18 protein-coding genes are annotated in these 25,424 nt (G+C 30.8%); 13 read left to right on the top strand and 5 right to left on the bottom strand.

Going from position 1 to position 25,424, the window contains the following annotated elements; genetic code table 11:
• Positions 1 to 139: 139 nt before the first annotated feature.
• On the top strand, positions 140 to 1,951 hold the full coding sequence (gene uvrC, locus I4U89_RS10075) for an excinuclease ABC subunit UvrC (protein WP_195940241.1): 1,812 nt from the start codon (positions 140 to 142) through the stop codon (positions 1,949 to 1,951).
• A 4-nt stretch (positions 1,952 to 1,955) separates the two neighbouring features.
• Positions 1,956 to 2,891, top strand: a complete 936-nt coding sequence (gene hprK, locus I4U89_RS10070; protein ID WP_207744166.1) for an HPr(Ser) kinase/phosphatase — start codon at positions 1,956 to 1,958, stop codon at positions 2,889 to 2,891.
• 157 nt (positions 2,892 to 3,048) lie between these two features.
• Here the strand turns inward: hprK and I4U89_RS10065 are convergent, their stop codons facing one another.
• From I4U89_RS10065 to I4U89_RS10045, 5 genes are all read right to left on the bottom strand, one after another.
• Entirely contained in the window at positions 3,049 to 4,842 is a 1,794-nt protein-coding gene (locus tag I4U89_RS10065; RefSeq protein WP_195940240.1) for an NADH-dependent [FeFe] hydrogenase, group A6, read from the bottom strand.
• A gap of 25 nt (positions 4,843 to 4,867) precedes the next feature.
• Positions 4,868 to 6,748 carry an NADH-quinone oxidoreductase subunit NuoF gene (locus I4U89_RS10060; protein ID WP_195940239.1) on the bottom strand — a complete coding sequence of 627 codons (1,881 nt, stop codon included), beginning with the start codon at positions 6,746 to 6,748 and terminating at the stop codon, positions 4,868 to 4,870.
• Positions 6,749 to 6,760: 12 nt separating this feature from the next.
• On the bottom strand, positions 6,761 to 7,258 hold the full coding sequence (locus I4U89_RS10055; protein WP_195940238.1) for an NADH-quinone oxidoreductase subunit NuoE family protein: 498 nt from the start codon (positions 7,256 to 7,258) through the stop codon (positions 6,761 to 6,763).
• Positions 7,259 to 7,739: 481 nt separating this feature from the next.
• A complete protein-coding gene (gene cls, locus I4U89_RS10050) occupies positions 7,740 to 9,224 on the bottom strand; it encodes a cardiolipin synthase (RefSeq protein WP_207744165.1) in 1,485 nt (494 codons plus the stop codon).
• Positions 9,225 to 9,425: 201 nt separating this feature from the next.
• On the bottom strand, positions 9,426 to 10,292 hold the full coding sequence (locus I4U89_RS10045) for a formate/nitrite transporter family protein (RefSeq protein WP_195940236.1): 867 nt from the start codon (positions 10,290 to 10,292) through the stop codon (positions 9,426 to 9,428).
• Positions 10,293 to 10,595: 303 nt separating this feature from the next.
• Between I4U89_RS10045 and I4U89_RS10040 the strand changes: the two genes are divergently transcribed.
• From I4U89_RS10040 to I4U89_RS09990, 11 genes are all read left to right on the top strand, one after another.
• Positions 10,596 to 11,384: a formate/nitrite transporter family protein gene (locus I4U89_RS10040; protein ID WP_195940235.1), complete on the top strand. Its 789-nt coding sequence runs from the start codon at positions 10,596 to 10,598 to the stop codon at positions 11,382 to 11,384.
• A 185-nt stretch (positions 11,385 to 11,569) separates the two neighbouring features.
• Positions 11,570 to 12,493 carry a UDP-N-acetylmuramate dehydrogenase gene (gene murB, locus I4U89_RS10035; RefSeq protein ID WP_195940234.1) on the top strand — a complete coding sequence of 308 codons (924 nt, stop codon included), beginning with the start codon at positions 11,570 to 11,572 and terminating at the stop codon, positions 12,491 to 12,493.
• Positions 12,494 to 12,496: 3 nt separating this feature from the next.
• Complete coding sequence (locus I4U89_RS10030) at positions 12,497 to 13,210, top strand: PHP domain-containing protein (protein WP_195940233.1); 714 nt, start codon at positions 12,497 to 12,499, stop codon at positions 13,208 to 13,210.
• A 21-nt stretch (positions 13,211 to 13,231) separates the two neighbouring features.
• On the top strand, positions 13,232 to 14,089 hold the full coding sequence (gene rapZ / locus I4U89_RS10025) for an RNase adapter RapZ (RefSeq protein WP_195940232.1): 858 nt from the start codon (positions 13,232 to 13,234) through the stop codon (positions 14,087 to 14,089).
• Positions 14,090 to 14,102: 13 nt separating this feature from the next.
• Complete coding sequence (locus I4U89_RS10020; RefSeq protein WP_195940231.1) at positions 14,103 to 15,212, top strand: gluconeogenesis factor YvcK family protein; 1,110 nt, start codon at positions 14,103 to 14,105, stop codon at positions 15,210 to 15,212.
• Between the two features lie 65 nt (positions 15,213 to 15,277).
• A complete protein-coding gene (locus tag I4U89_RS10015; protein ID WP_092922332.1) occupies positions 15,278 to 15,706 on the top strand; it encodes an NUDIX hydrolase in 429 nt (142 codons plus the stop codon).
• 12 nt (positions 15,707 to 15,718) lie between these two features.
• On the top strand, positions 15,719 to 16,663 hold the full coding sequence (whiA, locus tag I4U89_RS10010) for a DNA-binding protein WhiA (RefSeq protein ID WP_195940230.1): 945 nt from the start codon (positions 15,719 to 15,721) through the stop codon (positions 16,661 to 16,663).
• 190 nt (positions 16,664 to 16,853) lie between these two features.
• Entirely contained in the window at positions 16,854 to 20,402 is a 3,549-nt protein-coding gene (locus I4U89_RS10005; RefSeq protein WP_195940229.1) for a DNA polymerase III subunit alpha, read from the top strand.
• 295 nt (positions 20,403 to 20,697) lie between these two features.
• Positions 20,698 to 21,657: a 6-phosphofructokinase gene (gene pfkA, locus I4U89_RS10000; RefSeq protein ID WP_195940228.1), complete on the top strand. Its 960-nt coding sequence runs from the start codon at positions 20,698 to 20,700 to the stop codon at positions 21,655 to 21,657.
• 18 nt (positions 21,658 to 21,675) lie between these two features.
• Complete coding sequence (gene pyk / locus I4U89_RS09995) at positions 21,676 to 23,436, top strand: pyruvate kinase (protein ID WP_195940227.1); 1,761 nt, start codon at positions 21,676 to 21,678, stop codon at positions 23,434 to 23,436.
• A gap of 224 nt (positions 23,437 to 23,660) precedes the next feature.
• Positions 23,661 to 25,226 (top strand): sodium-dependent transporter, encoded by a 1,566-nt coding sequence (locus I4U89_RS09990; RefSeq protein ID WP_195940226.1) that lies wholly within the window; start codon positions 23,661 to 23,663, stop codon positions 25,224 to 25,226.
• Positions 25,227 to 25,424: the final 198 nt, after the last annotated feature.

Below are 25,424 nucleotides of genomic sequence, written 5' to 3'. Positions count from 1 at the left end.
TTTTGCTAAAGCGTAGATATAAATTGTTTTTAACTGTTTTATATCTACGCTTTTAATTTTAATAAAATAATCTATGGGAATAATTTATTTTTTTAGGGTATAATTCTAATATGAAAATTATAAATGTGGAGGTAATAAATTGTTTGATATACAGGATCATTTAAAGAAGCTTCCAGCACAACCTGGTGTATATTTAATGAAAGATAAGTTTGATAATATTATATATGTAGGAAAGGCCGTATCTTTAAAAAATAGAGTAAGACAATACTTTCAGTCATCGAAAAATCATCCTTCAAAAGTAAAGTCTATGGTTAAGAATATATATAAATTTGAGTACATTATTACAGATTCAGAATTAGAAGCACTTATATTAGAATGTAATTTAATTAAGCAATATAGACCCAAATATAATGTTTTATTAAGGGATGATAAAACATACCCATATATTAAGGTAACAACTAATGAAGATTTCCCTAGAGTATTAAAAGTTAGAAGAGTACTCAAGGATAAGGCAAGGTATTTTGGTCCATATACTAATACAACAGCAGTGAATGACACATTAGAGATAATAAGAAATACTTATCCAATAAGAACTTGTAATATAGACATAGAAAAGGCTATAAGAAATAATGTTAGACCTTGCTTAAACTTACATATTAAAAAATGTGTAGGCCCATGTACAGGAAATGTAAGTAAGGAAGAATACAATAAAATGATAGAAGAAATAATACTTTTCTTATCAGGTAAAGAAGAAAAATTAATCGAAATATTAACCGAAAAAATGAATAAATGTGCTAAGGAATTTAATTTTGAAGATGCAGCTATGTATAGAGATAAAATTAGAAGTTTAGAGGAAATGATGCAAAAGCAAAAGATAGATGCTACTACATCAGATTTAAATCAAGATGTTATAGCAATGGCAAGAGCACATGATGAAGCTTGTGTCCAAGTATTCTTTATTAGAAATGGTAAAATAGTAGGTAGAGAACATTTTATACTAGAAGGGGTTATGGAAAGCGAAAGAGCATCTATATTATCATCCTTTGTTAAGCAGTTTTACATGGAACAAGAGTATATACCAAAGGAATTAATAATAGAAGATGAAATAGAAGACAGTTTTATACTAGAAGAATGGTTATCTGCTAAAAAGGGGCAAAAGGTTACTATAAGAGTTCCTCAAAAAGGAGAAAAGAAAAATTTAGTAGAAATGGTAAGAAAAAATGCTGTAGAATATCTTGAAAAATTCTCTGATATGAATAAGAGAAAATACGAAAAAAGTATTGGGGCTTTAGACGAGTTAAAGAATATACTAGGATTAGATAAGAGACCAAAAAGAATAGAGTCCTTTGATATATCAAACATACAAGGTGTAGATTCTATTGGTTCTATGGTAGTATTTACTGATGGGAAAAAAGATAAAAAGGAATATCGTAGATATAAAATAAAAACAGTCATAGGTCCCAATGATTTTGATTCTATGGCAGAAATAGTAGAAAGAAGATTGAAGTATGGAGATTTACCAGATTTAATTCTTTTAGATGGAGGAAAAGGACAAGTTAGTGCAGTAAAAAAAGTTTTGGAAAGACATAATGTAGAAATACCTCTTTGGGGAATGTATAAAGACGATAAACATAGAACAAAGGGACTTATTTCCCAGGAAAAAGAGATTGAACTAGATAAAACATCTAACTTGTATAGATTTGTCGCAAGTATTCAGGAAGAAGTTCATAATTATGCTATAACATATCACAGAAGTTTACGAAATAAATCTTTGACAAAATCAGTTCTAGATGATATACAAGGAATAGGGGAAAAAAGAAAAAAAGCTCTATTAAATCACTTTAAAGATATAGAATCTATAAAAAAAGCTAGCATTGAAGAATTATTAGAAGTGGAAGGAATGAATAGAGCAGCCTGTGAGAATGTTTACAATTATTTCAGAAAGGGATAATAATATGAATTTCATCGATAAGGTTTCAATCAAAGAAATTATAAAGGATTTAGAATTAGAAGTAGTATATATGCCTGATAATAAAGAGTACTATGTATATTCTCAGGATGTAAATAGGCCAGGATTACAATATGCTGGATATTTTGAACATTTTGCTTATGATAGAATTCAAATAATAGGAAGAGCAGAATATAATTACTTTAGTTATTTAGATGCAGAAAGAAGAGAAAATGTACTAGATAAATTATTTTCTTATGAAATTCCTGCACTTATAGTAACAAGAGGATTGGAAGTTAATTCTGATGTCATAAAATATGCTAAGAAGTATGGAAGAATAATTTTAAGCACAAAGAGAAATACAACTAGATTTATAAACAGATTATCAAATTATTTAGATGATAGAATGGCACCTCATACTACATTACATGGTGTATTAGTGGATGTATATGGTATAGGAGTATTAATAAAGGGAGAAAGTAGCATTGGTAAATCAGAGACAGCTTTAGAATTAGTTCAAAGAGGTCACAGATTAGTTGCCGATGATGCAGTAGAAATAAGAAGATTAGATGAAAGTGTACTTTTAGGGCAATCCCCAGAGTTACTTAGACATTTTTTAGAAATAAGAGGGATTGGTATAATAGACGTGAGAAGCCTGTATGGTGCTGGCGCTGTAAAAAATAGTAAAACTATTGATTTAGTAGTACACTTAGAGGCTTGGGATGAAGATAAATACTATGATAGATTAGGATTAGACAAGGAATTTGAAGAAATTTTAGAAGTAAGTGTCGAGAAGTTAGTTGTACCAGTTAAACCTGGTAGAAATACAGCTATGATAATAGAAGTTGCAGCCATGAACTTTAGACAAAAGGGAATGGGATACGATGCAGCACAAGAGTTTACCAAGAAATTATCTCAACTTATAGATGCTAAGAAGTGCTAAGTAAAAATATTTAAAAATATGGTGTAGGTAGGAATATATAATAAGCTTATCTACACTTTTTATTTGTAAAATATTATAGCATGTAAATAAAAAAGTGAATTGAGTAATATTATTTAATTAGCTCAATTCACTTATATTAAAAATTTACTAATTTAGATTAAATTGTTGCATCAGCTTCCTTCATGCAAGTACATTCTCCATTATCTACATTATAAACTAAGCTCTTATCAAAATAATGAGTATGAAGGAACCTATGAGCAATTTTTCCATAAGGTTCTCCTAAGAACTCATCATATAATGCAACTATAGCAGGATTTTCATGAGATTTACGAAGCTTTTTATTTCTATCTATATTATATAAACCTAACGCTCTTTTCTTAACTACATCATAATCACCATGATGATATGGTTGACCAGCACCAGCAACACATCCACCAGGACAAGCCATTACCTCTATTATATGATACTTAGAATTTCCATTTTTTACTTCATCCATAACTTTTCTAGCATTTCCAAGGCTACTAGCTATGCATACATTTACAATAATACCATCTATATCTATACTAGCTTCTTTTATACCTTCCATACCTCTAACTTGAGTGAAGTTTACATCATCAAGTTCTTTATCAGTTACCCATTCATAAGCAGTACGAAGAGCAGCCTCTAAAACACCACCAGTAGCCCCGAATATATCAGCAGCACCAGAAGATTCACCTAGTGGGTTATCAAAATCTTTTTCATCTAATGTTAAGAAATCTATACCTGCTTCTTTTATCATTTTAGAAAGTTCTCTTGTAGTTATAGAAACATCAACATCAAGAACCTCTTCTTGACCTAATTCAGTTCTAGAACATTCATATTTCTTAGCTACACAAGGCATTACTGAAACAATATACATATCTTTTGGTTCTGTATTTATAATTTTAGGAGCAAAATAATTTTTAGCTATAGCTCCAAACATTTCTTGTGGTGATTTACAGCTTGAAGGAAGATTTAGAAATTCTGGATAGTTTTTCTCAACAAAGTTTATCCAAGCAGGACAGCAACTTGTTAATATAGGAAGGTTTTTACCTTCTTTAAGTCTGTGTAAGAACTCAGAAGCTTCTTCTAATATAGTAAGGTCGGCAGAGAAGTTAGTATCAAATACATATTTAAAGCCAAGGGCTTTTAATGCAGATACCATTTTTCCTGTAGTTATAGTACCCGGCTCTAATCCAAATTCTTCTCCTAAAGCAACTCTTACAGCAGGAGCAACTTGAACTGCTACAGTTTTTTCTTTTTGATTTAAGGCATTCCATACAGTAGGTATATTATTTACTTCTGTTAAAGCTCCTGTTGGGCATACTGCTATACATTGGCCACAGAAAGTACATTCAGTTTCGCATAAATCAGAATTGAAGAAAGTACTAACTTCTGTGCCAAATCCACGATTTATGCCAGATAAAACTCCTACGCTTTGTATATCATTACACATTGTTTCGCATCTTCTACATAAGATGCATTTGTCGTGGTCTTTTACTATTGATTCTGTCGAAGTGTCTTTTGGAGATGTTGATTGTTCACCTTTATATCTGATTTTTCTTATACCTAAATCAGCAGCTATACTTTGTAGTTCGCAATTTCCGTTTTTTTCACAAACTAAACAATCTTGAGGATGGTCTGATAATAATAATTCAACAACATTTTTACGAGCCTTTAAAGCTTCTTTAGTATTGGTTTGAACATCCATACCCTCTTTAACTAAAGTACCGCAAGCAGGAACCAAACCTCTTCCGGTACTAACCATACATACACGGCAAGATGCGCATTGGTTAACCATATTTATTTCTTTCATTTTTAGGTGACAAAGGTTAGGTATTTGAACATTTACTTCTTTTGCAGCGTCCAAAATAGTACTGCCTTTAGGAACTGAAACAGACTTGCCATTTATAGTTAAGTTAACTAAACTCATTTTTATCCCCCCAACAAAACTAAATTTATTGCTTTATGATAGCATTAAATTTACAGCTATCCATACAAGCACCACACTTTAAGCACTTAGAAACATCTATTACATGTTTTTCTTTAGGTTTACCAGATATACATCCAGCAGGGCAAATTCTAGAACACTTAGTACATCCTTTACAGTCATCAGTTATGATGTAATCAAGAAGTGCTTGGCATTTTCCAGATGGACATTTCTTATCTACAACGTGAGCAACATATTCATCATAGAAGTTATCAAGTGTACTTAAAACTGGGTTAGGAGCACATTTACCAAGGCCACATAGAGAAGTAGTCTTTATAGTTGTTGCCAATTCTTTTAAATCAGCTAAATCTTGTAAAGTACCTTTACCTTCCGTTATTTTTGTAAGCATTTCAAGTAATCTCTTATTACCTATACGGCAAGGAGTACATTTACCACAAGATTCTTCCACAGTAAATTCTAAGAAGAATTTACATATATCTACCATACAATCAGAGTCATCAAGAACAAGCATACCACCTGACCCCATCATAGAACCTATAGAGCTTAATGATTTAAAATCTATAGGAGTATCAAGGTTGTTAGATGCAATACATCCACCAGATGGACCTCCAGTTTGAACTGCTTTAAACTCTCTTTCGTTAGGTATACCACCACCTATTTCATATACTATTTCTCTTAAGGTAGTTCCCATAGGAACTTCAACAAGACCTACGTTATTTATTTTTCCACCAAGTGCGAAAACTTTAGTTCCGGGAGAGTTTTCAGTACCGTATTTAGTAAACCACTCAGCACCTTCATTTATTATTGCAGGGATATTAGCAAAAGTTTCAACGTTGTTTAAGCAAGTTGGTTTATCCCATAAACCGCGCTTAGAAGAACTATAAGTCTTCATTCTAGGCTCTCCACGTTTACCTTCTATTGAATTAATGAGGGCAGTACCTTCACCACAAACGAATGCTCCAGCACCATACTTTAAGTCTATATTAAAGTTAAAATCTGTACCTAATATGTTATCTCCAAGAAGACCAACTTCTTGAGCTTGAGATATAGCAACTTTTAACCTTTCTATTGCAAGAGGGTACTCAGCTCTTATGTATATATGACCTGTATCAGCACCTACAGCATAGCCACATATAGCCATAGCTTCTAATACACTGTGAGGGTCACCTTCAAGTATAGATCTATCCATGAATGCACCTGGGTCACCTTCGTCGGCATTACATACAACATACTTTTGGCCTGGAGGAGTTTGAGCAGTAGACTCCCATTTAATTCCTGTAGGGAAACCGGCACCACCTCTACCTCTAAGACCAGAAGCTTTCATTTCTTCGATAACTTGTTCTGGTGTTAATTCATTTATACATTTACCAAGTGCAACGTATCCTTGACATCCTAGATATTCATTTATATTCTCAGGATTTATATGACCACAATTTCTAAGGGCAACACGAGATTGTTTTTTATAGAAAGACATATCATCATGTTTTTCAACCTTTCTATGGCCAAGGGCTGGTTCTTCAAATAATAATCTTTCAACAATTTCATCTTTAACTAGATGTGTATCAACTATCTCTTTGGCATCGTCTGGAGTTACTTGAACATAGAAAACATTATCAGGGAATACCTTAACTATTGGACCCTTAGCACAGAATCCAAAACATCCTGTAAGGTGAACTTCAGCTTGATCCTCAAGACCTGCATTTTTTATTTCATTTCTCAAATTTTCTATTATAAGATTACTATCTGCGGAAGTACATCCAGTACCTCCACAGACTAATAATTCTCTTTTTGTTAAGTTCTCTTTAGAATGATTTTCTCTCATATCAAGGGCTGGTTTATACTTTGCAACCAGACTTTTTAATTCTTCAAAAGATTTTATCTTATTCATTTATTTTCCCCCTTAGCAATTTACTTCTGTCTCTCTATAATTGTCTAAGATACTAGTAACATCTTCAGGTTTAACTTGTCCATAAACTTTACCATTTACCACAACAACTGGAGCAAGGCCACATGCACCAACACATCTTAATCCTTCAAGAGAGAACTTCAGATCCTTTGTAGTTTCTCCAGATTTTATACCAAGTTCTTTTTCAAATTGTGCTAAAATTTTATCTGCACCTTTAACGAAGCAAACAGTACCTAAACAGACACTTATTTTATATTCACCTCTTAGCTCAGTGGTAAAGTAAGAATAAAAACTAACGACACCGTATACTTTAGATGGAGCAATATTTAAAGCTTTAGCTATATAAAGCTGTACTTCTTTAGGCAAGAACCCAAATATACCTTGAGCATGGTGTAGTACTTGGATTAAAGCGCCTTTTCTAGTATCAAGAGAATCAATGAAATTGTCTAATTGATCGAATAAATGCTTGTTACGTGAATAAAAGTCACACATACAAATCCCCCTTATCGTATAAAAAATTTAAATTAATAAAACCTTAAGCCATAATAAGAGTTTTATTAAAAAATTAACTTCATAAAATAATACTTATCTTATAATAGTAGATTTTATATTATTTTATGCAAAAAAGTTAACTAAAGTTAAAATATACCCCTTGGAAATATGTTAAATCAGTAAATCTAAAGTGAAAAATTAGATGGGTATTACGATGTTAGTAAAGATGTGATAATTATATTATAATATATAAAATAGTTAAAAAGTTAAAAATTAGAGAATTAATGCTAGAATATTTTGAATAATCTAAAAATATATAGTGAAGCAAAAAAGTAGTAAATATATAATTAATATTATCAATACTTTATTTAAATTAGATTATACATTTTAAAATATCTATATTAATAAATAAGCATATTATCAATATAGATAAAATAAAAAAGTATGAATTAAGTTACAACTCAATACATACTTTTATTTATTACAATACAGGAGATAAAAGTCTAGAAATAGACTGTTTTATTCTCACTATATTTGATCTTGAATTATATATATCTAAGGTAATTTCTTTAGATTTTAAAATATCATTTTCAAATATTTTCTTTTGTTTTCTAGCAACTTCAGGAGAGTACATAAATGCATTAACTTCAAAGTTTAACTCGAAACTTCTTATATCCATATTAGCTGTACCAATAGAGCAGATAGTATCATCAATAACTATGGTCTTAGCATGTAAAAATGCATTCTCATCATAAGTATACAGTTTTGCACCAAATTTTAATAACTCACCTGCATAAGAGTAAGACGCCCAATACACAAATGGGTGATCAGGTTTAGATGGTATCATTATTCTAACATCAACACCAGATAAACATGCCACTCTTAGTATATCTACTAAAGTTTTATCTAAAATAAAATAAGGACTTTGTATATAAAGGTACTTTTTAGCTCCTTGAATCATTTTCATATATCCATATTTTATTTCATCTAATTCTGTTATATCAGGTCCACTAGATACAATTTGAACACCGACGTTGTCACAAGAAGTCTCAGTTGGAATCATAGTATTTTTTTGAATGAAATATTTATCCATATCTAAATTTTCTTGAGTTGTAAATCTCCAATCAAGCATAAATCTAATATTTAAATCTCTTACACATTCTCCTGTAAGTTTAAGGTGAGTATCTCTCCAGTAACCAAATTTAGGGTCTTTACCTAAATATTCATCACCAACATTATTCCCACCAACAAAACCAACATTGCCATCTATAACAACAATTTTACGATGATTTCTATAGTTTAAGTTGAAGTTTACTACTTTCATAAAAGAAGGGAAGAAGCAGCCAACTTTAACACCAGCTTTTTTTAACTTATCTATAGATCTATCTGAGAATAGTCTACTTCCTACTGCATCATATAAAAGTCTTACTTCTACACCCTCATTTAATTTTTCTAATAGAATATCTATTATTTTATTTCCTATGTCATCATCTTTAAATATATAAAACTGTATATTTATATATTCCTTGGCCTTTTTCAATTCATCTAATAGAGAATCAAAAAATTCATTAGGTTTTTCATATATATCAACAGAGTTATTAGTTGAGTAATGTGCATAGTTAGAATTAGCTAGAGCATAAATAATATCTCTATTAGCTACTAAGCTAGCATCTAGATTGTTGTCGCATTCTAATTTAGCGTGAGTGTTAACTATATTATCCTTTAAAATTCTATCTTCTTCTTCTTTAATCTTAAACATATTATCTTTAGAGATTCCATGTCCAAAAGTAATATATAATACAAAACCTACAGCAGGGATAGTTAAAAGTATAAGAATCCATGCCATTGTAGTTTGAGTATCTCTTTTTTCTCTAAATATAAGATGCAACACTGCAGAAAAGTTTAATATATATATTAGTGTCACAAACATTTCATAGGCCGAATCTTTAATAAAAGATAAGTTCATCACAAAACCCCCTTCTAGAATAAGTACGAATAAATATATATTCTAATACTATTTATAGCACATAGTCAATAAATAAGGTATAAATTTAACGAAAATACAAAAGAATGTAGAAAAAATAAGGATTAGCCAACAGGGTGACTTAATAATAAAAAAAGAGATTATACTGTGATTATAGTATAATCTCTTGAATATCTATATTAATTAAGCTGCTTTCTTAACTTCTGAAGAATCTTCTTTGTTAGCGTATAAGAAGAAGTATATACCAGCAACGAATATTGCTCCACCTAATATATTACCTATTGTAACAGGTATTAAGTTATTCATGAATATGCTTGGTATGTTTATAGCAGCTGCATCAGCAGCAGTTTTGTGAGCTGCCTCTAAGAATGCAGTATTCCCTTTAGCGAATAAACCTGCGAATAAGTATCCCATGTTAGCAACACTATGCTCAAATCCAGCACAAACAAATAAGAATATTCCTATGAATCCAGTTAAAACCTTACCAGATATATCTTTAGCTCCATAGCTCATCCATACAGTAACACAAACTATCCAGTTACATAATATACCTGATATCATAGCAGATAACCAAGGGAAACCTAATTTACCGATAGCATTTTTAACAACAACACCACCGTATAGTCCGTTACTCCAATCGAATACACCAGACATACTAACCATCCATGCAACTAATACTGCACCGAATAAGTTACCTATCCAAACTAAAGCCCAGTTCTTGAAAGCTTGTCCCCAAGTAACTTTTTTCTTGAAAGCTGCTAAAGCTACAAGTATATTTCCTGTGAATAAGTCCGCACCAGCTATTAAAACAAATATAAGTCCAGCAGGGAACATAAGCCCAGCTACCATTTTACCTAATCCGTAAGTAGCAGGGTTTGCTAATAAGTTATAAGCAGCTGCAACTGATCCTAAAGCACCAAATGCTATGTAAGCACCAGCTAAGAATGCAGAAGCTAAAACTTTTTTAGTTGGCGTAGTAGCCTTTTTTATACCAGTGTTGATAGTGTACTCTGCTATTTCAGCTGGCATAAGCATTTTCTTATCTGACATATAAAGTCCTCCTCTAAAATATATAAATATTATTAAATAATAAATTTCAAACTTGTTATGAAATTTTAATTTTTCTGTCGAAAAACACAACAGTAGTAATTATACAATAAAAATTTAACTTTGTATACATAAAACATTTAACTTAATAAAATGTAAAATTAATCTACAAAAACGTCTTTTATAATGTGAGTAACTATGTTTAAAAATATATATTTAGTATACATGATTTGTATTTGTAGATAAATTAATTACAATGGTGCTATAATCTTTTTAAGCGCTTATATAAAAATAGGGGGTGGATTTATGGACAAAAGATTCTTAACACCCAGGGAAGTAGCAAATGCTACGGTAAATGTAGGTATAAATAAAGCTAACTTATCTACTAGCTCATGTATTAAGTTAGGTATACTTGCAGGTATTTTTATAGGCTTTGGAGGATTAGGGAACATACTATTCGGTCAAACTATATCTAATATAGACCCAGGGCTAGGTAGATTTGTTGGAGCAATGGTGTTCCCTGTTGGACTTATGCTAGTTGTAATATGTGGAGCAGAACTTTTTACAGGAAACAATTTAATGACCTTGGCAGTTTTAGAAAAGAAAATAACTATAGGTCAAATGTTTAGGAATTGGGGCTTTGTATATTTAGCAAACTTTATAGGATCTGTAGTTTTAGCTTTAATTGTATTTTATTCAGGCACATTATCTGGTGATGCAGCTACTAAAGCAATGGCTATAGCAGAATCTAAAGCAAATCTTGATATTTTACAGATGTTTTTAAGAGCTATAATGTGTAATATTTTAGTTGTTTTAGCAGTATGGATGGCTACAGCTTCTCAAGATATAATATCAAAGATATTTTCATGTTGGTTCCCAATAATGCTATTTGTATTATGTGGATTTGAACATAGTATTGCGAATATGTTCTTCATACCTATGGGAATGTTATTAGGTGCACAAGTTAGTATAGTAGGATTATTAATAAATTTAGTTTTTGTAACATTAGGAAATATTGTAGGAGGGGCTATAATTATTCCCTTTGCATATCATAGATGTTACCTTAAAAAAACAACATCAAAAAATACTAATTAGGAACATTGCGTTGATATAGTTATATCAACGCTTTTTTAATTTACTTTAGACCTTATATATTGTTATTTTTTTTTTAATACATTATTATATATAAGATAGATGAAATTAATAAAATACAAGTAAATGAATATAAATAAGTATATAAATATGTATAATTAGTATAAACTAGGAGGAAATATAGATATATGAATAAGGAATTTATATATAGCAGTTTATTAGATATATTAGGCGAAGAAAATAAAGGAAATATAATGGTAGATGAGCCGATGAAAAAACACATATCATTTAGAGTTGGTGGACCTGCTGATATATTAGTAAAGCCGAATACAGAAGAACAAATAAGAGATATTATAAAACTATTAAAGGAAGAAAACGTTCCATATATTGTAATAGGAAATGGTTCAAACTTATTAGTTAAAGATGGTGGAATAAGAGGAGTTGTTATTGAAATATCAAATAACTTTAATGATTTTGAAATAGAAGGAACTACTGTAAAAATCAAATCAGGAGCAATGCTCTCTGTAGTTGGAAAGGCTGTAATGAGAAAAGAGTTAAAAGGTTTTGAATTTGCAGCAGGAATACCAGGTACATTAGGCGGGGCATTAGCTATGAATGCAGGTGCTTATGGCGGAGAAATGAAGGATATAGTTAAATCTGTAAGACTTATGGACACGGATGGTAATATATTTGAGTTTACAAATGAACAAATGGAATTTGAATATAGAAAAAGTATTTTAACTAGAACAGACTATATAGTATTATCAGCAGTAATAGAATTAGAAAAAGGAAATTATGAAGAAATAAAAGAAACAATGAAAGACTTTACTCAAAGAAGAGTTACAAAGCAACCTTTAAGTTTACCAAGTGCGGGAAGTACTTTTAAAAGACCAGCAGGACATTTTGCAGGAAAATTAATAGAGGACTGTGGATTAAAAGGTCTTACATTAGGTGGAGCACAAGTTTCTGAAAAGCACAGTGGATTTGTTGTTAATATAGGTAATGCTAAAGCTAAAGATTTACTGGATTTAATGTATGTAGTAAAAAGTACTGTTAATGCTAAGTTCAATGTTTTACTTGAAGAAGAGGTTAAGATACTTGGAGAGGACTAAAATATGCAAATATTAGCAGATTATCATACACACACTATATATAGTCATGGAAAAGGCACAATAGAAGAGAATGTTAAAGTGGCTATATCCAAGGGTATAAAAAAAATCGGAATATCAGACCATGGATATCGACATATGACATATGGTGTTAAACTAAAAGATATACAAAAAATGAGAGAAGAAATTGATAAATTAAACCAAAAATACCCTAATATAGATATCCTTTTAGGGATGGAATGTAATATACTAGATAAAAATGGTAACATAGATATAAATGAAAATATTATACATTTATTCGATTATGTAATGGCAGGGTATCATTTTGGATCAGCTCCAACATCATTAAAAAGTATGATGAATCATTTTAATAATTACATTATAAAAAATGAAAAGGCAAAAGAGTATAATACTCAAGGTATAATAAATGCTATGAAAAACAATGATATTTTTATTATAACTCATCCTGGAGATAAAGGAGATGTGTATATAGAGGAAATAGCCAAGGTGGCAAAAGAGACTAATACAAGGCTTGAAATTAATAGCAGTCATGGATATTTAAATGTAGAACAGCTAAAAAAAATAAAACATTTAGGAAATACATTTATAATAGGGTCTGATGCACACATACCTAATAACGTAGGAAATTTCGAAAAAGCTATGAATACTATCAAAGAAGCTAAATTAGATTTTTCATTTGTTGAAAATATAAGAGTATAAAAATTTAAGGGGGTAAGTTAGATGAAATTTGTAATAGTTACTGGACTTTCTGGGTCAGGAAAAAGTGAAACTATGAGAGCTTTAGAGGATATGGGATTTTATTGTGTAGATAACTTACCACCTGCTTTAATAACAAAATTTGCAGAGTTATGTTATCAACAAAATTCAAGTATCGATAAAGTTGCTTTAGGTATAGATATTAGAGGAAGAAGATTTTTTAAAGAACTTCATGAAAGCTTAGAGTATTTAAAAAAAGAAAACTATAAATATGAAATGTTATATTTAGATTGTTCAGATAGAGTATTATTAAATAGATATAAAATGACAAGAAGAAATCATCCTCTTTCTATGAATGTATCTTTAACAGAAGGTATAAAAATGGAGAGGGAAATAATGGAGCCTTTAAAAGAGGTATCTGATTCTATTATAGATACGACTAATATGAAGCCAAAGGATTTAAAAGAAGAGATAAGCAAGATATACTCTCAAGGCGAAGAAAATAATAAATTAACTATATCTGTATTATCATTTGGATTTAAACATGGTATACCAGCAGATTGCGATTTAGTATTTGATGTAAGATTCTTACCAAATCCATACTATCTAGAAGAATTAAGACCTAAAACAGGTGACGAACAAGATGTAAGAGATTATGTTATGAATTCTAAGATAAGTAAAGAATTTTTTAACAAGTTAAATGATATGATACAATTTTTAGTACCACAGTATATAGAAGAAGGAAAGCAGCATTTAGTTATTGGTATAGGTTGTACTGGAGGTAGACATAGATCTGTAACTATAGCGAATCTTATATATGATGAGCTGATGAAAAAAGGATATAGGGTCGTAAAGAAACACAGAGACTCTATGATTAGATAATCTGGAGGAGAAAATGAGTACTATATTTTTTATAGTAGGGGTAACAGGGTGGGTTTCTTTATTAATATCATTTTATTTATATCGAAGAATTGTAAATGAAAGAATCAAGCCAAGATATCTTAGAAGCAAGGAAAGTGTAGAACCCAAAGTTGTTGTTATAGGGGGAGGTACAGGTCAATCAGTTTTCTTGAGAGGTCTAAAATACCACACTAAAAATATAACTGCCATAGTTACTGTTGCAGATGATGGTGGAGGATCCGGAGTATTAAGAGAAGACTTAGGGATGTTGCCTCCAGGAGATATAAGAAATTGTCTGTTAGCTCTTGCCAATATAGAACCTACTATGGATGAAGTTATGAAGTATAGGTTCACAGAAGGTGGCTTAAAAGGTCAAAGTTTTGGCAATCTGTTTTTAGCAGCGATGAATGGTTTATATGGAAATTTTGAAGTTGCCGTATATAAAATGAGTCAAATATTTGCAATAACTGGAAAGGTATTACCAGTAACATTAGAAGATATAAATCTTGTAGCAAAGCTAAAAGATAAAAGCATAGTAAAAGGAGAATCTAACATTCCAAAGGAAGTAAAATCTAAAAATACGTTCATAGAAAAAGTATTTTTAGAACCTTCTAATGCAAAACCATTGGATGAAGTTATTAACTCTATAGAAAATGCTGATATAATAGTTATAGGTCCAGGAAGTTTATATACAAGTATAATTCCAAATCTTTTAGTTGATGGAGTGGTAGATACAATTAAAGCATCAAAAGCCCCAAAGGTATATATATCTAACATAATGACCCAACCGGGGGAAACAGACGAATACAATGTTTTACAACATGTAAACGCAATAATAAAGCATTCAAGTGAAAATATTATTGATTATGTGATATCAAATAATGAAATACTACCAGAATATATATATGAAAGATACCAAAAAGATGGTGCTAGTCAAGTTTTACTAGACAAAGAGCAAAAAAGTGCCCTTAAAGGTATGGGGGTAAAATCAATAGAAGAAAACCTAATTGAGATAAAAAATAATTATATTAGACATGATGCAGATTGCATTTCTAGTATAATAGTTGATTTGGCACTAAGTCATAAAAATGACACTATGAAGTAAAAAAGGATTTTAAGTATTTATGTAGAAATCCTTATTATTATGTTAGTTTTAAGGAGTGAACATCTATGAGAGAAGAGGTTAGTGCCGGAGGTGTAGTACTATTTGGCAATGCCATACTTTTACTTAGAAAATTCAATGGAGATTGGGTTTTACCAAAAGGAAAGGTAGAAGAAGGCGAAAATAGGCAAGAGGCAGCGTTACGAGAAGTTTTAGAAGAAACTGGGGTAAAAGCTGAAATACTGAAATATTTAGGTGAAATTCATTATACATTCAAAGAAAACTGGGATGAAAACAAAGCGGTTCATAAAACTGTATTTTGGTATTTAATGCATGCAAGAAATATGGATACAATACCTCAAAAAGAAGAAGGGTTTATAGATGCTAAGTTTATACATTTAGATAGGGTAGTAGACTTGGCTAGATATGATGATGAAAAGGAAATCATCAAAGTTGCTTTACAAGAAATAAAAAAACGATTAAAAAAGAACAGTTAATAGGTGGTAATTATGTCTTTTTCAGCTGAAACGAAAAATGAGTTAGCAAGAATTACGTCAGAAAATAATGATTGCAACATAGCTGAATTAGCTGCTCTAGTAAGATTGTCAGGAAGTATACAAATTGTAGGATATAAAAAATTAAATTTAAAGATAACTACGGAGCTAAATTCTATAGCTCGTAAGGTATTTAGACTACTAAAACAAAATTTTGGTATAAACACAACTATATCGGTAAATAAGAATCAAATGCTAAAAAGAAATAATAGCTATGTTCTTATGGTTACTAGTGAAATGGGAGCACAAACACTTATAAAAGATTTAGGGATATTAGAGCCAGGAGATGGATTTTATCCTTTAAATAAAGTACCAAGTCATCTTTTAAAAGATGATGAATGTATAAGAGCTTTTATAAGAGGTGCATTTCTTGGAGGAGGATCTATAAGTGATCCGGGGAAAAATTATCATATGGAGTTTGTAACTAACAATGAGGAATTTGCAGAATCCCTACAGAACCTTATAAATTCATTAGGATTTAATTGTAAAATAGTTCTTAGAAAGAATAACTATGTAGTGTACTTAAAGGAAAGTGAACAAATATCAGATTTATTAAGTATAATAGGAGCTCACAATGCACTTTTAAGTCTTCAGAATACAAAAATTGTAAAAGCAATGAGAAATAATGTAAATCGTATAGTTAACTGCGAAACTGCGAATCTTTCAAAAACTGTTAATGCAGCAGTTAGACAGGTGGAAAATATTAAGTTTATACAAGAAACTATCGGAATAAATAGTTTACCTGAAAACTTGCAAGAAATAGCTAAAGTTAGGCTAGAATGTGAGGACTTAACATTAAAGGAATTAGGAGAAATGCTAAATCCTCCAATAGGTAAGTCCGGTGTAAATCATAGATTAAGAAAAATAGAAGAGATAGCTAATAATCTTAGAAATAAGTAATATGGGGGTTATATTTATATAACCTCTTTTTATATACAAAAATACATTGTATTTAATAGATAGTTAGTTATTTTAAGGAGGTATATTAATTTAAAGTATAAATATGAGAGCTAAATAGATAAGTGTTAAAATTAGAGTTTTATAACCTTATTTTATGGTAATATAAAAAGATAAGACAGGAGGTGGTTTAGTGAGCAAAGATTTCGCACATCTTCATGTTCACACGGAGTATAGTTTACTTGATGGTTTTTCAAGAGTAAAGAAGCTTGTGAGTAAAGCAAAAGAATTGAATATGAGTTCTATTGCCATAACAGATCATGGTTGTATGTTTGGAGTAATAGATTTTTATAAAACAGCTAAAAAAGAAGGAATAAAACCTATAATAGGTTGTGAGGTATACACAGCACCTCGTACATTAAGAGATAAAGATCCTAATTATGATAAAAATCAAGGACATTTAGTTTTATTAGCAAAGGATATGGAAGGATATCAAAATCTTATAAAACTGGTATCTACTTCTTATGTAGAAGGATTTTATTATAAACCAAGAATAGATATGGATGAGCTTAGAAAATATAGTAAGGGAATTATAGCTTTATCAGCATGTTTAGCAGGGGATATAGCACAATCCCTTATGGATAGAAATTATGAAAAGGCAAAAAAATATGCTCTAGAATATGAAAATATATTTGGAAAGGGTAACTATTATTTAGAAATACAAGACCAAAACATAGAAGAACAAAGGGCTGTAAATGAAGAAATAATAAAACTTTCAAGAGAAACAGGTATCCCATTAGTTGCTACAAATGATGTACATTATGTTAATAAAGAAGATGCAAAGATTCATGATGCGCTTATGTGTATTCAGATGGGTAAAACTTTAAATGATCCAAATAGAATGAGGTTTGGTAGTGATGAATTTTATCTAAAATCAAGAGAAGAAATGGAAAGAGTATTTCCAGATGTTATAGAGGCACTAGATAATACTGTAAAGATAGCAGAACAATGTAATGTAGAATTTGACTTTAATACAATACATTTACCACAATATGAAGTTCCAAAAGGTTATACACCGGATAGTTATCTTAGAGAACTTTGCTTTAAGGGATTAGAAGAAAGATATGGTACTCCAAGTCAAGAAGTTATAGATAGACTTAATTATGAATTAAGTGTCATTGAAAAAATGGGGTACGTAGAGTATTTCTTAATTACATGGGATTTTATAAACTTCTCTAAAGAAAATAATATAATGGTAGGTCCAGGTAGAGGTAGTGCTGCAGGTTCTATTGTTGCATATACACTTAAAATAACAGATATAGACCCTATAAAATACTCACTGTTATTTGAAAGATTTCTAAACCCAGAGCGTGTATCTATGCCTGATATAGATATTGACTTTTGCTATGAAAGAAGAGAGGAAGTTATAGATTATGTAAAAAGAAAATATGGTGAAGATCACGTTGCACAGATAATAACTTTTGGAACAATGGGAGCTAAAGCTGCTATAAGAGATGTTGGTAGAGTTTTAGATGTACCATATAACAAAGTAGACAAAATAGCAAAAGAAATTCCATTTGCTTTAGGAATGACAATAGATAAAGCTCTAGAAACTAACCCAAATCTAAGAGCATTATATGAACAAGATAAAGAAACAAAAGAAATTATAGATATATCAAAGCAAATAGAAGGGATGCTTAGACATGCATCTACCCATGCAGCAGGTGTAGTTATATCTAAAAATCCAGTTGATGAATATGTACCGCTATACAAACATCAAGATGCTATAACAACTCAATTTACTATGACCACATTAGAAGAGCTTGGTCTTTTAAAGATGGATTTCCTAGGATTAAGAACTTTAACAGTAATAAGAGATGCACTTGAATTGATAGAAAAAAATCATGGTGTAAAAATAGACTTTTCTAAAATGGATTATGATGATGAAAAAGTATATGAACTTTTGTCATCAGGTAACACTCTAGGTGTATTCCAATTAGAAAGTGCTGGGATGAGAAGTTTCATGAAACAATTAAGACCAGACAATTTCGAGGATATAGTGGCAGGAATATCTTTATATAGACCGGGTCCAATGGATTCTATACCTACTTATATAGAAAACAAGAATAATCCAGATAAAGTTAAATACCTACATGAATCCTTAAGACCTATAATGGATGTTACTTATGGATGTTTAGTATATCAAGAGCAGGTTATGCAGGTAGTTAGAGACTTAGGCGGATATACTTATGGCCGTAGTGACTTAGTTAGAAGAGCTATGGGTAAAAAGAAGATGGATGTAATGGAAGAAGAAAGAAGATACTTCGTCCATGGTAAAGAAGATGAAAATGGAAATATAGAAATAGCTGGATGTATAAGGAATGGCGTGCCAGAAGAAATAGCTGAAAAAATATTTGATGATATGATAGACTTTGCAAAATATGCTTTTAATAAATCGCATGCTGCTGCATATGGTGTTCTATCATATGAAACAGCATATTTAAAAGCACACTATCCGGTAGAATTTATGGCAGCCTTAATAACAAGTGTAATGGGAAATACTGACAAAGTCGTTGAATATATAAGAGAATGTAACGCATTAGGAATTGAAATATTAAGACCCGATATAAATAGTAGTTTCTCTAAATTCTCTGTTGAGGGAACTAACATAAGATTTGGACTAGCAGCTGTCAAAAATGTCGGTGTTAATATTATAAATAATATAATAAGAGAAAGAGAAGCTAATGGTAGATTTACAGATATATCAGATCTTTTAAAAAGATTAGATTCAAAAGATATAAACAAAAGAGTAATAGAGAGCTTAATAAAGTGTGGAGCTTTTGATGAAATATCTGAAAATAGAGCGAGTCTAATGGCAGGGTATGAAGGCTTAATCGATAGTGTCTCTATGGACAGAAAGAAAAACCTTCAAGGTCAAATATCTTTATTTGATGCCTTTGGATCCCAAGGAGACTCTACTCAATTACAAGAAGTTAGTAAGTTACCAAGTTTAAAAGAATATGAAGAAAGAGAAAAGCTAAACTTAGAAAAAGAAGTCCTAGGAATGTATGTAAGTGGACATCCACTTTCACAATTTGAAAAAGAAATAAGTAGAAGAACTTCTATTGATAATGGAAAACTAAATGCTTTAAAAGACGATGTTGAAAATTATTTAGCACTAGATGAAAAAGAAGTTATAATGGGTGGTATGGTAGTTAATAAAATAATAAAAACTACAAAAAGAAATGATATTATGGCATTTATAGAACTTGAGGATTTGTATGGAACAATAGAGATAATAGTATTTCCTCAATTGCTACAAAAATACAATCATATACTAAATGAAGATAATATCATATATGTAAAAGGTACTCTAAGTATAAAAGAAGATGAAAATGCAAAACTTATAGCTAGAGAGATAAAAGATATAAGTGATACTTCTAAGTTTGAAGAGTCTAGATATAAAAATAGAGTAGATAATAATCAAAGACAAAGATCACAGGTAGGCAATAATTCTAAACTTGGTTTATATCTAAAAGTAGATAGTTATAAAAATCAAGATATTATAAATCGTATAGGTGAGGTATTTAAAAATAACTTAGGGAAAGAAAATGTATTTTTATATGCAGAAGATACAAAACAATTGTACAAGTGGAATGGTTTAAGCGTAGATATATGTGAGGATTTGATGCACAGTTTGGAAGAAATACTACCGAAGAGTTGTATCAAGGTAAAGAAATAAAGATAATAATTAAGTTTTATAATAAAACCTTGAATAAAATATTTTAAAAAAGTACATTTTAGGAGATTATATTTACTATAAAGTAAAAATAGGAATATAATTTCCTATGTACTATAAAGAATAAAAATAAAATAGAAGAATATTAATAATATTATTAAAAAAGTAATGTATATTATGGTATAATATCAGAAAAGAATATATTAGCATGTTTAATTTTTTTAACTTTGATGGGATAAAAAAAAGATACAGGGACGCTTATTGTCCCTGTATGTAATATATACTAGGAGGTATCATTATGAAAACTATAGGTATATTAACAAGTGGAGGAGATGCTCCAGGAATGAACGCAGCTATAAGAGCTGTTGTCAGATCTGCTATTTATTACGGATGCAAAGTATATGGAATTAACAGAGGATATAAAGGGTTAATAGAAGAAGACCTAGAAGAAATGAACTTATCTTCTGTGGGTGATATTATACATAGAGGTGGAACAATATTAAAGTCTTCTAGATGTGAAGAGTTTAAAACTGAAGAAGGAAGAAAAATAGCAGTTAAAGTTTTAAAGAAGTATGGTATAGATTGTTTGGTTGTTATAGGTGGAGATGGATCATTTAATGGTGCATTAAAATTAACAGAGTTAGGTTTCCCTGCAATAGGATTACCAGGAACTATAGACAATGACTTAGCATATACAGACTATACTATAGGATTTGATACAACAATTAATACTATAATAGATGCCATAGGTAAAATAAGAGATACTTCTTCATCTCATGAAAGGGTTAACATAATTGAAGTTATGGGAAGGCACTGTGGAGATTTAGCTTTATATGCTGGTCTTGCAGGAGGAGCGGAAACTATAATAGTTCCAGAAATTAACTATAATGTAGATGATGTATGTAATAAGTTAGATACAACAAAGAAAAGGGGTAAAAGACATAGTATAATAATTTTAGCAGAGGGTGTTGGAAATGCCCAAGACCTTGGAAAAGAAATAGTAGCTAGAACAAATGCAGATTTAAGAGTTACAATACTAGGACATGTACAAAGAGGTGGAAGTCCAACAGCATTTGATAGAATATTAGCTAGTAAGATGGGCGTTAGAGCGGTAGAATTGCTTCTAGATGGTAAAGCTGGAAGAGTTGTAGGCACTAGAGCAAATGAAATAATTGACATGGATATAACTGAAGCTTTATCAATGACTAGGGATTTTGATAAGGAAACTTATGAGATGGCAAAAATACTATCTATATAATTTAGGAGGAGCATATATATGTTAAATAATATGAAAAGAACAAAAATAGTTTGTACATTAGGGCCGGCATCAAGTACGGAAGAAGTATTAACACAACTTGTTGAGAATGGGTTAAACGTTTGTAGATTTAACTTTTCTCATGGATCTCATGAAGAGCACAAAGAAAGATTTGATGTTGCTAAAGGGGTAAGAGAAAAATTAGGAAAGCCGGTAGCGCTTTTATTAGATACTAAGGGACCAGAAATAAGAACAGGAAACTTTGCTGACCCAGAAGTATTATTAGAAGAAGGGCAAATATTTACTATAACAATGAAAGATGTTATAGGAACAAAAGAAATTTGTACAGTAAGTTACAAAGATTTAGCTAAAGATGTTGTCTCAGGAGATACTATACTAATAGATGATGGATTAGTAGGACTTAGAGTTAAAGAAGTTAATGGAGATGATATCGTTTGTGTAGTTGAAAACTCTGGGATAGTTAAAAATCATAAAGGTGTAAATGTGCCAGGTGTTAAGATAAACTTACCAGCTATAACTGAAAAAGATGCAAGTGATATAGAATTTGGTATATCTCAAGGTATAGATTATATAGCAGCTTCATTTGTAAGAAAGGCATCAGATGTATTAGCTATAAGAGAATTATTAGAAAAAAACAATGCTACGGATATACAAATAATATCTAAGATAGAAAATCAAGAAGGTGTAGATAATATAGATGAGATACTAAAAGTTTCTGATGGTATAATGGTTGCAAGAGGGGACCTTGGAGTTGAAATACCAACAGAAGATATACCTGTAGTTCAAAAAATGATAATAAGAAAATGTAATGAGTTAGCTAAGCCAGTAATAACTGCTACTCAAATGCTTGATTCTATGATAAGAAATCCAAGACCAACAAGAGCGGAAGTTACAGACGTAGCAAATGCTATATATGATGGAACAGATGCTATAATGCTATCAGGAGAAACTGCTGCTGGTAAATATCCAGTTGAAGCTGTTAAGACTATGGCTACAATAGCTAAAAGAACTGAAGAAACATTAGATTACGATAACTTATTAAAGCAAAATACTAAGAACAACTCAACAGTAACAGACGCAATAAGCCATGCTACTTGTACAACTGCAATAGATTTAAACGCATCAGCTATAATAACTTCTACATCTACAGGATACACTGCTAGAATGGTATCTAAATTTAGACCTAAGTGTCCAATAATAGCTACTACTGATGACGAAAAAGTTATGAGAAGATTAGCTCTTACTTGGGGTGTGTATAGTGTCAAAGCATCTAATGCTCATAATACAGATGAAGTTATAGAAAACTCTATAGAAGCAGCTAAAAATGCTAAATACATAAACCACGGAGAGTTAGTTGTTATAACAGCTGGAGTACCTGTTGGAGTAAGCGGAACTACTAACTTAATAAAAGTTCATGTTATAAGTGAAGAAATAGCAAATGGTATAGGTGTTGGAAGTAAAACTGCTGAAGGTAGTGTACGTATAGTTAGAAATGTAGAAGAATGTGTAGAGTTTAACGAAGGAGATATATTAGTTACAACTATGACTGATATAGAAATGAATCCATATATAGAAAAAGCAGGAGCAATAGTAACAGAAGAAGGTGGGATGACTTCACATGCAGCAATAGTTGGGCTAAACTTAGATAAGCCAGTTATAGTTTCAGCTAGAGAGATACTAAGTACAGTAAAAGATGGAGAAGTTATAACTGTTGATGCATCAAGAGGAGTAATCTATAGAGGATCAAGTAGAGTTCTGTAGTAAAAGAAATTAAAAAATAATTTAAAATTTTCTAAAAACTTAAAAATAATAACTAAAAAATGCCTAAATCTAGTTATACTATATTTTTAAGTTATATATTAGCCACTAAGTTTAAATATTAAATTTAGTGGCTATTTTTTGTACTTATATTCTGTAACAAATTGATATGTAACAGTAATACACACTTTATTTATAGCATAATTATAAAAAAAGGGGGGATACAAATGTCAGAGAATAGAGAAAATTGGGGTTCAAAGGTTGGCCTTATATTGGCTATGGCAGGTAATGCTGTTGGGCTAGGGAACTTCTGGAGATTCCCATATGTAGCTGCTTCAAATGGTGGAGGAGCATTTATGATACCATACTTCTTCGCACTAATAGTTATAGGTATACCTATAATGTTAGTTGAGTGGAGTATTGGACGTCATGGAGGTAAATATGGGCATGGTACAATAGGTCCTATGATGTATTTACAGGCTAAGCAAGCAATGGCTCCTAAAAAAGCAATTATAGTTGGAGCTTTATGTGGAATGATAGCTTTTGGAGTTACTATATTAGTTAATTCTTACTACAATCACATAATAGGATGGTCATTAGGATTTGCATTTAACTCATTAACAGGAGGGTACAATTCAGATCCAGGAGCATTCTTTGGGGGTTATATACAAGATCCAAAGAATTTAATATTCTGGGTTATTTCAATACTCTGTCTAGCATTTGCTGTAATGAAAGGTATACAAAAAGGTATAGAATCATGGGCCAAGGTTATGATGCCTACACTTTATGTATTTGGTATTATACTAGGTATAAGAGCGTTAACACTAGGGGCGCCAGTCAATCCAGATTGGAGTTCATTAGCAGGTCTTAACTTTATATGGAATCCAGACTTTAGTCAATTATCATGGTCATCTGCAATAGCAGCAGCAGGTCAAATATTCTTCACATTATCTTTAGGTATGGGTATAATACACAATTATGCATCTTACTTAAAGCCAGATGAAGATATAGTAACAGCTTCTGTAGCTACAGTATCATTAAATGAATTTGCAGAAGTTATATTAGGTGGTACAGCTGTTATACCTATAGCTTATGCATTTTTAGGACCAGAAGGTATAAAAGGAAGTATAGGCCTTGCATTTATGGTATTACCAAATGTATTTAGCACTATGACTGGTGGAGGAATATTTGGAGCTATGTGGTTCTTATTATTATTCTTTGCTGGTATAACATCTGCAATAGCAATGTACAATTACTTAGTTGCGTTACTAGAAGAAGATGCAGGTATAGATAGAAAGAAAGGTGCTTGGATAGTATTTGTCGGATATTTAATAGTTGGTACACCAATAGCATTAGAGTCAATACTAACTCAAAGTGCTAATTTAGTTTACTTTACAGAAATTGATAACTGGATAGGTAATTATTTACTGATAGTTCTTGGGTTAATAGAGATAATAGTAATAGGTTGGTGTGTTAAAGATAAGGCTTTACAAGAAATGAATAGAGGTGGATTATGGAAAGTCCCTAAGTGGTTCTTTAGATTATTCCATCAGTTTTTAACACCAATAACAATAATAACTTTCTTAGTATTCTTCACAAGAGATTACTGGATAGCTGGTAACTTTAAAATAACACCAAGCTATATAGAAGGTATACCAGAGTTTGCTATTTGGGTGAATTTAGGTAGAGCAGTTGTATTTGGAGTATTATTGATTGGCTTTATTCAATCATACAAATCTATCAAATCTAAGTATAAAGATGAAATAGAATCAAACAAAGTAACAACTTCATAAAATAAAGGAGGTTGAACTTATGACAGGCGCTGCATGGGTATTTATGGGGACTATATGGACTACAATATTTGTTTGTATAGGAGTATCTATGAAAACTATAATTAAAGATCAAAAGTAAGATAAGATATAAAAACCCTACTTAATTTTACTGTAGGGTTTTTTGAGTAATAAATATATATGATAAGGTAAAAATATATT

Origin of the sequence: Romboutsia sp. 1001713B170131_170501_G6 (genome assembly GCF_015668195.1) — a bacterium.
GTDB lineage: Bacteria > Bacillota > Clostridia > Peptostreptococcales > Peptostreptococcaceae > Romboutsia_C.
This window is presented reverse-complemented; position numbering and strand designations above follow the sequence as displayed.